The organism is Nitratidesulfovibrio oxamicus, assembly GCF_015731765.1.
In the GTDB taxonomy this organism is placed as follows: domain Bacteria; phylum Desulfobacterota; class Desulfovibrionia; order Desulfovibrionales; family Desulfovibrionaceae; genus Cupidesulfovibrio; species Cupidesulfovibrio oxamicus.
On the sequence record NZ_VRYY01000623.1, the window covers coordinates 1 to 1,074 of the forward strand.

The 1,074-nt window shown below is 70.3% G+C and carries 1 pseudogene; it reads right to left on the reverse strand.

The features are described 5' to 3' along the window. Window positions 1-540: pseudogene (locus tag FVW20_RS16375) on the reverse strand (formate dehydrogenase accessory protein FdhE); the annotation flags it as partial. Window positions 541-1,074: the final 534 nt, after the last annotated feature.

Below are 1,074 nucleotides of genomic sequence, written 5' to 3' on the forward strand. Positions count from 1 at the left end.
GGTGCGGCGGGCCTGTTCCGCCGCCACCGCCTGAGCCAGCACCTCGACCGAAGGCACCACGCTGCCCATGGCCAGGAAGCGCACCAGGCTGGGGGCGTCGTTCAGGCGCAGGGCCCAGGCGTCGAACCAGGCCGCGTCGTCGCGCAGGGCCGCGTCGCAGGCGTCATCCACGGCAAGCTCGCCCTTTTCCATGGCCTCGCGCACCACCTCTGCGGCAGCGCCAAGGCTGCCCCCGGCGGCACGCATCATGGCCAGCAGACGACCGAAGGTAGCCGCCGTGCGCGCCCTGTCATAGGTGAAGGCATCGCGCGGAAGCAGCGGCGCGCCCTGGGCGTGCGCCTCGGGTGTGGCCAGTTCGGGAAACTGCCCGGCGACCGGTTCCGGCAGCGGGTCTGCCTGCGCGGCGGCGCGGGCCTCCAGCTGGATGACGGCGGTTCGCGCCACGATCTCCAGCAGGGCATCGGGGATATATTCCTTGCTGCGCAGGGCTTTCAGCTTGCCTTCAAGGCGTTGCAGCTCGCGGTCGAAATCGAAGGTCATGCGTTCTCCTGGGTGGAACGTGGATGGGGGCTCGGCCCTGCCGGGCGGACTGCCGGTCACGGATTTCCGGCAGGTCGTGCCTGTTGCGGGCACACCCTGGCAAGTACCCTACAGCCCTTGGCGAGCCCGTTCAATGGTGGGGGCTCCTGCGCAAGGTCTTGCACCGGACCGGCTCCGCATCGGGCGGTTCGTCTCCGGTCCGGAATGTTACGGTAACCATGTTCCGCGTTCCTGTGAACCACGCTGCAGCATTTCCCCTCCGGCCCGGCGCCCCTCCCGGCCCGACACCCGACTTCACGTCCGTCCTGACGCCCGCCTTGACACCGCCCCGGCAGGCTCTACCTGTGTAGAAGAAGCCAGCCCCGCCCGGAAACGCCACGGCAAAACGCGCGGCACACCGCACGGTGCAGGGCAAGGGCCAAGGCAAGGCGGCGCAAAGGCACCGCCGGGAGGCACCCATGTTCGCTGCACGCGCCACGCAACGCCCCACCCGCCGTTCACCGGGCGCCAGGCCGCGCCTGCTCTCGCGCGTTG